This window comes from Acinetobacter psychrotolerans, assembly GCF_048552595.1.
Lineage (GTDB): Bacteria > Pseudomonadota > Gammaproteobacteria > Pseudomonadales > Moraxellaceae > Acinetobacter.
In genome coordinates this window covers 110,968-118,481 of sequence record NZ_JBIMDK010000010.1, presented here as the reverse complement: position 1 = coordinate 118,481, position 7,514 = coordinate 110,968, and the positions used below count along the sequence as shown (strand labels likewise).

Below are 7,514 nucleotides of genomic sequence, written 5' to 3'. Positions count from 1 at the left end.
GCACTAAAGTTCGGATTCAGTGGATTGTCGCCATAAGTCGATGTGCCACTATTCGCAGTTACAGTAATGTCTTTTTTACCCACCACCCATGTGCCATTAGTACGTTGTGTGATGTTGTAGTTACCATTGCTCAATGTGCCATCAACAGTGAGGGTGTGATTACCTGCATTGGTCGTATTGCTAATACCAAAGCTGTTGTTTAATCCTGTAAGTACAGAGGCAGTTTCTCCATTCGCCAAGCCTGAGGCAATGAAGTTCGGATTCAGTGGATTGTCGCCATAAGTCGATGTGCCACCATTCGCTATCACTACGATGGATTTTTTACCAACAGTCCATGTTCCATCATTACGTTGGGTAATGTTGTAGTTCCCATTGGTCAATGTGCCATCTACTGCCAATGTATAACTACCAGCATTGCTTGTATTGTTAATGCCAAAGCTGTTGTTTAATCCTGTAAGTACAGAGGCAGTTTCTCCATTCACCAAGCCATTTGCACTAAAGTTCGGATTCAGTGGATTGTCGCCATAAATAGATGTTCCGCCATTCGCTGTCACAGTGATGTCTTTTGGATTAATCTTTAAAGTCCCAGTACCACTACCACCTTGAACAATTAAATCGTAACCTTGCTGAACAGAATACAAATCTTTATTTAAATCAATATTTACAGCTGTGGGCGTTGCATTTTTTTGTTGAGACAAAATAAGTGTTGGATCATAAACTGTTCCGACTGGAACAACTTGATAACCACCACCTTGATTTTTACCATTATAAGTCGTTGTTGTATCATCATTAGTGATGGTTAAAGCTTTTAAAAAGCTTCTTAATAACGGTGCAGTTTGCCCCTCATAAATACGCCAAACTTTTCCAGTCCCACCAGCATCATCTATATCCCAACCAGCACCTGTAAATGTATCCAGATTTTGCATTTGAGCTGTAGTTAAGCCTGTACCACCAGCGCTTGTTGATTGTCCTGTGGTTTCTTGATTCCAGAAACTATTTACAACACTCCCACTTGTTCCCGCTAACCCACCTGTTGTTAATGTATTATTAGACGTTGACGTTACAACCCCAGAAGCATACGAGTTAGAAATTGCTCCTCCAGAATTAAATCCAACTAAGCCACCTAAACCATAGGATGAATTTGTATTTCCTGAAGTCACATTTCCTGTTGCATATGAATTAGATATAGTTCCGCCATTATGTCCAACTAAGCCACCTAAATCACTCAAATTACTAGTCGAATTCACATTACCAGTTGCAAAGGAGTTAGATATATTTCCTCCCACGTTATAACCAACCAATCCACCTTGATTGGCTTGCGTCCCTAATGTAGAAGATACATTGACCGCAGAATATGAATTTTTAATCTCATTTCCGTTATAACCAACCAAACCACCAATTCCACCCGAATTAGTATAATTTGTATTATCTATAGATTTAATTTCACCGGTTGTATGTGCATTAAAAATGCTACCTAAATTATATCCTACCAAGCCACCTAAATTGTCAAACCCAGTTATAGCGACATTCTTTAAACCTATATTTTTGATATAAGCAGTATTAGTGGTTCGAGTAAAAAGTCCTAGATTATTTGTATTCGGCTTATAAATTGTTAAACCATTTACTGTATGGTTTAAACCATCTAGCACACCACTAAATGCTAATGAACTATTTCCAATCGGATTAAACCCAGCCCCACTATTCCAATTCACTGTATCAGACGCATCAATATTATTTCCAAGCAGGTATTTTCCACTCAGATTTTTATTCATATCCTGTAATTGATTTATATTTAAAATAGCCGTATATAAAGCTGGACGATTCGTTGAAGTAATCGTTCCAGTTGGCAAATCATTTTTATTAAACACTTGGTTATTTGCAAGATTGAGTAAGTATGGTGTGGTTTGATTATTCCCATTGCCCCAAATTGAACCAAAATCAAAACCTGAAAAATTATTTTTATCAAACATTTGAGCTGTAGTTAAGCCCACAACATTTGTCAAGGAACCCGAATTATTACCTAGAGCCTGTGTTTGACCTGTAGTTTCAATATTAAAAAAACTATTCTGTATATTTAAATTTGTCAAACTTGAAGCAAGAGAACTACCACCAACAACTGCCCCAGTATAAGCACTTCCTTTAACATTCCCTATTACATAAGAATTGTTGATGTTAATCAAATTATTATTAAAGCTATCACCTAAAATACCACCAACATTATTATTTCCATTTTCAATAGTCCCTGCATAATAAGAATTGCTAATCGTGGTTGCTGAATTTGTTGTACCTATCAATCCACCAATTGAACTACTTATGCTGTTACCATTAATTGAGACAGTAGAATATGAATTTAACAACTCAGAAGTCCCATTTTCAAAAGCACCTAATATCCCCCCTGCGTGCTGAGATGAAACTGTAAGCTTTCCAGTTGTATAACTATTTATAATACTACTGTCATATCCCAAATAACCAGCTAATGTTCCACTAATACGACCACCAACAATATTTGAGTCAACTAATCCTATATTTGAAATTTTTACATTGTTGCCCCAACCGATCAAACCAACCCCTTCTAAAGTTGATCTATTTATTGTTAGACCAGTCACTGTATGATTTAAACCATCAAATGCACCAGTAAAAGCATTTGAACTATTCCCAATCGGATTAAACCCAGCACCACTATTCCAGTTAACTGTTCCACTGGCATCAATATCATTAGCTAAAGCAAAGTTCCCATTAAGCTTGGTTCCCATACCTTGCACGCCATAAATATCGGTCAATTTCCATGGTGTTGCAGCAGAACCATCCCCACCTAGTGCACGGATAAAACTACCACCATTTAAACGAAAATCTTTGGCATAAAAACTTGGAAGTAGTGGTGCATTTTGTAGCCAGTTACCTTTGGTTAAAGTAAAGGTTCCAACATTGATTGCATCATTTGCTGAAATATTATTGGCTGCATTTAAAGTCAGACCACCACTTGTCGCAGTTACTTTTTTATTTAAAATAATGTCTTTATCGGCTTGTAAAGTCAGCGTTGAATTACTTGCCCAAGCTAAATCAGCATCAACGGTGATATTGCCCTCTTGCGTACCAACAGCAGTTCCGCCAGTAGAAACTGTTACACCTGTCGTTGCCAAAGCATTGGTTAACGTTGTTGCGTTGATGATGGTATCATCTTGATTAGCAACAAAACCTGTACCTGTATCTACCGCATTCGAAATAACCACATTATACGGATCAATCAGCCATTCACCTGTTTTACCAGTATCAGATAATGTTGAAACTTTTATATCTTGATCAATATTGACTTTGGCTGCACTGGTTTCAATAAATCCGCCATCTACACCATTTTTCCCTTCAGCTTTTAAAGTCCCGCTGACATTCGTTTCACCATATTTCACATCACCCAGTATGATGATTTCCCCTTTGGCATTTTGTGTTAAACGATTGGCTTCAATAATACCTGTATGATTCACCACTGCTTTACTTAAACTGTCTTTGGCTTTTGCTGTTAATAGCACCGCACCATTGTCAGCAATGATTGCACCACCATTGTCTACTAAGCCTTGCAATACCCCTTGATCAACTTGGTATTGCGTCAACGAACCATTTTGTAAAGCTAAAGTAACTTGGCTAGCTGAAGTTAAATGAGTTGTACCATTGGGTGTTTTAATCGTGCCTGTATTTTTTACATTTGGGGCAATGAGTGCAACTGTTCCACCTTGTAGCGTATTGATTGTGCCTTGATTTTCAATCGTTGCAGTACTGTTGGCATCACCTTTTAAAGTAAATTTCCCATTTTGAATATCAGCATCATTCAAACTCAAAGTTGAAGCAACCAAACCACCAACATTCACTTGAGCTGTTTTAGAGAAAACCACACCATTTGGATTGAGTAAAAATACTTGTCCATTGGCATTTAAACGTCCCATGATCTGTGAAGCATTACTGTCTTTGACATGGTTGATAGCAACAGAAGATTTATTTTGTTGGTTAAAATTAACCGTTGCATCTTGACCAATATTAAAAGTATTCCAGTTGGTACTTAAGTTTTGGCTATTTTGGTTAATGTTTAAGGTATTACCCGTTTGGTTAAAGGTCGCAGAACCTGAATTGATCTGTGCCCCTGTTGGAAGTTCGGTATTGGAAATGGCTGCATGTATAGATAGTGGCAACATTGCCATACCAAATAACAAGAGCGCTGAAACACGCTGAACGATGCCTGTAATGCTACTTTTTACAGTGCTTGTCGTTTGTGATGATGTATGATTTTTTGCGAGCTCTGAAACAGCTTGCCAGCATCCCAGTTGGGTATTCCATATAACTTTATAGATTTTATTCATGGTATTCTCAATGTGAAATAGATTAAATTTCATCCATTTCAACAAAAAAACATACAGATGTATATACCTGAAATTGGTGATTTTAAAGGACATTTAAAATAAAAATAAAACAATTGATTAAGAATACCTACAAAATAATCCATGATTTATATATTTAAAATTATATAAAAAATACTATTTTTAAAAGACCTGAATAAAATTATTTTGGAATATTAAGTATGAAATTTTATTATATAGCTTGATGAAATAATCATCACCGAAGTAATTGTTAAAAAGTTCCTCAATAAATTTAATTTTTTGCATTACTTTAAATACCTCCCCCCATATTCATCATATTTTCAATTGAGGATAATCACAGCTATCACGCCGATTCAGAATTTATTATTTATACTATTGACTAAATATAACTTACTTATATAAAGTGACTTACTTTAAATTAAAAATACACTAAACCAACAGAATCATATTTATTGCGATATAGAAATTTAGACTTCAACTCGTATCCACCAAGATTTGGAATAGACTTCATCTACATCTACGAAATCTAGCATGAATTCTTTTTCTTAATCTTGTAGTGTTGATGGACATTGGGATCTTAATCTACTTTATAGTCAATTCATTTTAATAAAAAAAGCACCCGTAGATGCTTAATTCTATTTACATTTCAATTAGAACATTACTGATTGCACATTCAATAAGTCTGAAATTACATCAGATTGCAGCACTGAAATATCTTGAGCTGCTATTATTTTGTTAACTGAGGATGTTGTTAAACTTAAAGCATCTACCGTTCTATCAGATGTATGTTTAGAAATTGCATCTGAAATAATAGAGTCAACGACATTATTCTGTGAACTTTCAGCAGTTTGAGTAGTCAATACATCATTCAGAATTAAAGCGTGATCACTTTGTGTATTAAGGCTCGTTGCATTGACCGTATCTGTATCAACTACTTGGTCACCCAATACTGTAAAGATATTGACAGGTTCATTCAAAGAATCCCCCAAAGCAGTCACACTCGAATCTGTATCTGTCGCGGTATTATTCAACGAAGTATCATCAATCGAGCTTGTTGCTACAGATTCAACGACTGTAAATGTACGTGCATCACTCACTAAACTGGTGTTTCCAGCTTTGTCCGTTTGAACAGTGGTAATACTGTGGCTCCCCACACTTAAATCATAATCAAAACTGAAAGACCATTTACCATCTGTTCCTACTTTTACATTGCCTATCGCTTGATTATTATCATAAACGATTAATGTTGCCCCAACTTCACCAGTACCAGAAATCACAGGTCGCTTATCATCAGTTGTACCATTTGCAACAACTGATCCAGTACTAGTTCCGACATCGTCAGTCACATCACCAATCTTAGGGCTACTTGGTGCTGTAATATCTTTCGTTCCACTAACAGTCGTGATCGTAGACTGATTACCTGCCGCATCCGTCGCAGATACAGAACCTGTTTTAGATTCAGTCAAAGCCGTCGAAAGTGTTACCGTGTACAGGCCATTAGCATCTGCTGTTGCAGAACCTAATAGTTTATTTGCACTGTCGTACACCGAAATTTTAGCATTTGCTTCTGCAGTTCCAGTAATGACGCTACCTTCCGCATTTAAATTTGCCACAGGTTGCTCAGGTGCTAAAGCATCTTGTTCAGCCTTAATTTCTATAGCTTTAGACTGATTTCCTGCTGCATCCTCAATGATAATTTTACCTGTTTTAGATGAATCCAAAGCAGGCGAAATCGCCACAGTGAATTTACCATTAGCATCTACTGTCGCAGTACCAATCACAGTTCCTGTTGAATCTTGAATAATGACTTTGGCATTGGCTTCCGCTGTGCCTTTAATCGAAGCACCATCTTTTGCAACTTCAAATTTTGGTTGATCTGGTGCAAGGGTATCTTTACCAAATTCTATTTTATGCGACTCAGATTTGTTTCCCGCCGAATCAATCGCTTCCACAGTACCTGTCTGCGATCCAGTTATTGCAGGAGAAATAGCAATAGAGAATTGCCCCTGAGCATTGGCTTTTGCCGTCCCAATTAATTGTCCTGAAGCATCATATACATTGATTGTTGCATTCGCTTCAGAATGACCTGTCACGATTGAACCATTTTCATTCAACTGTGCTTGTGGCGCATCTGGTGCAATCGTATCTTTCGTTCCTGTCACTTGAGTATAATTAGACGCATTTCCCGCTTTATCTTTAGCATTGATATATAAGCTATTATTATTTAACAGTGCATCAGGTAAAGTTACTGAATAATTGCCATCTTTATCTACTTGTACCGTTGCAATGACTTTTTCAGTTTTATCAACAACATAGATCGTACTATTGGCTTCTGCCGTCCCTTTAATAGTTTTACCATCCTCACTTAAAGTTGCTGTTGGTGTTTTAGGTGCAATCATATCGGGTAAAGTATTGCTACTCGAAGAACCACTGTCGCTATCTAGCAAAGCCAAACCAAGACCAATTGCTCCAGCAAGTCCTAAACCTGCCTTTACAGTCTTTGAGCTAAACAAATTTGACAATGAAAAGTCTGATTTAACCGATTCCGCCGCACTTGCCTCATATGCATTTAAAGGTGTGCTATTAGCAGTTTCTGCCCCTTCGTACAATAATGTATCCAGTTTTTGCAAGCCTGAATAATTTGTAAACTTACCACTTTCATTAAAATTGGCGAGTGTAAAACTTCCATCTGGCTGTGGGAATACTAAAGAATGTGTAGTTATACCATCGGCTTGAAAAAAGTGCTCAAGCACAATCTGTTCACCATTTGTTAAAGTAATAATTAAATTATCGCCTGATTTTACAAGCGTTTTGACTTCTTGTTGAGTGACACCGATTTGAATAATAGATGGCTGATCTAAAATTAATGCTTTTGACTGAGAATCCTGCAATAGTATTTTATCTTGTTTTGCAGCTACAACTATTCTTATCATTTATACTCTCTATTTAACAATTAAGTTTGGTCTTAATTATACAGAAGGTGCACATTTAAACAAATTGCTATTCACAATTTTAGACAAAGATACAAATGACTAAAATTTATAAAATAACAATTAAATCAACAATTAAAATTTAAATTATGAACAAAATTTTAGCATTTTATTCATATTTCATACTTAAAAATAACCATTAAGCTTTTCAAAATATAAA

The 7,514-nt window shown here is 36.3% G+C and carries 2 protein-coding genes; both read right to left on the bottom strand.

The features are described from left to right. Positions 1 to 4,346: beta strand repeat-containing protein (locus ACG94X_RS10685; RefSeq protein WP_419383710.1), on the bottom strand; the 4,346-nt coding region annotated here is incomplete at its 3' end. Positions 4,347 to 5,014: 668 nt separating this feature from the next. Continuing rightward, on the bottom strand, positions 5,015 to 7,297 hold the full coding sequence (blp2, locus tag ACG94X_RS10680; RefSeq protein WP_419383709.1) for an Ig-like repeat protein Blp2: 2,283 nt from the start codon (positions 7,295 to 7,297) through the stop codon (positions 5,015 to 5,017). Positions 7,298 to 7,514 lie beyond the last annotated feature (217 nt).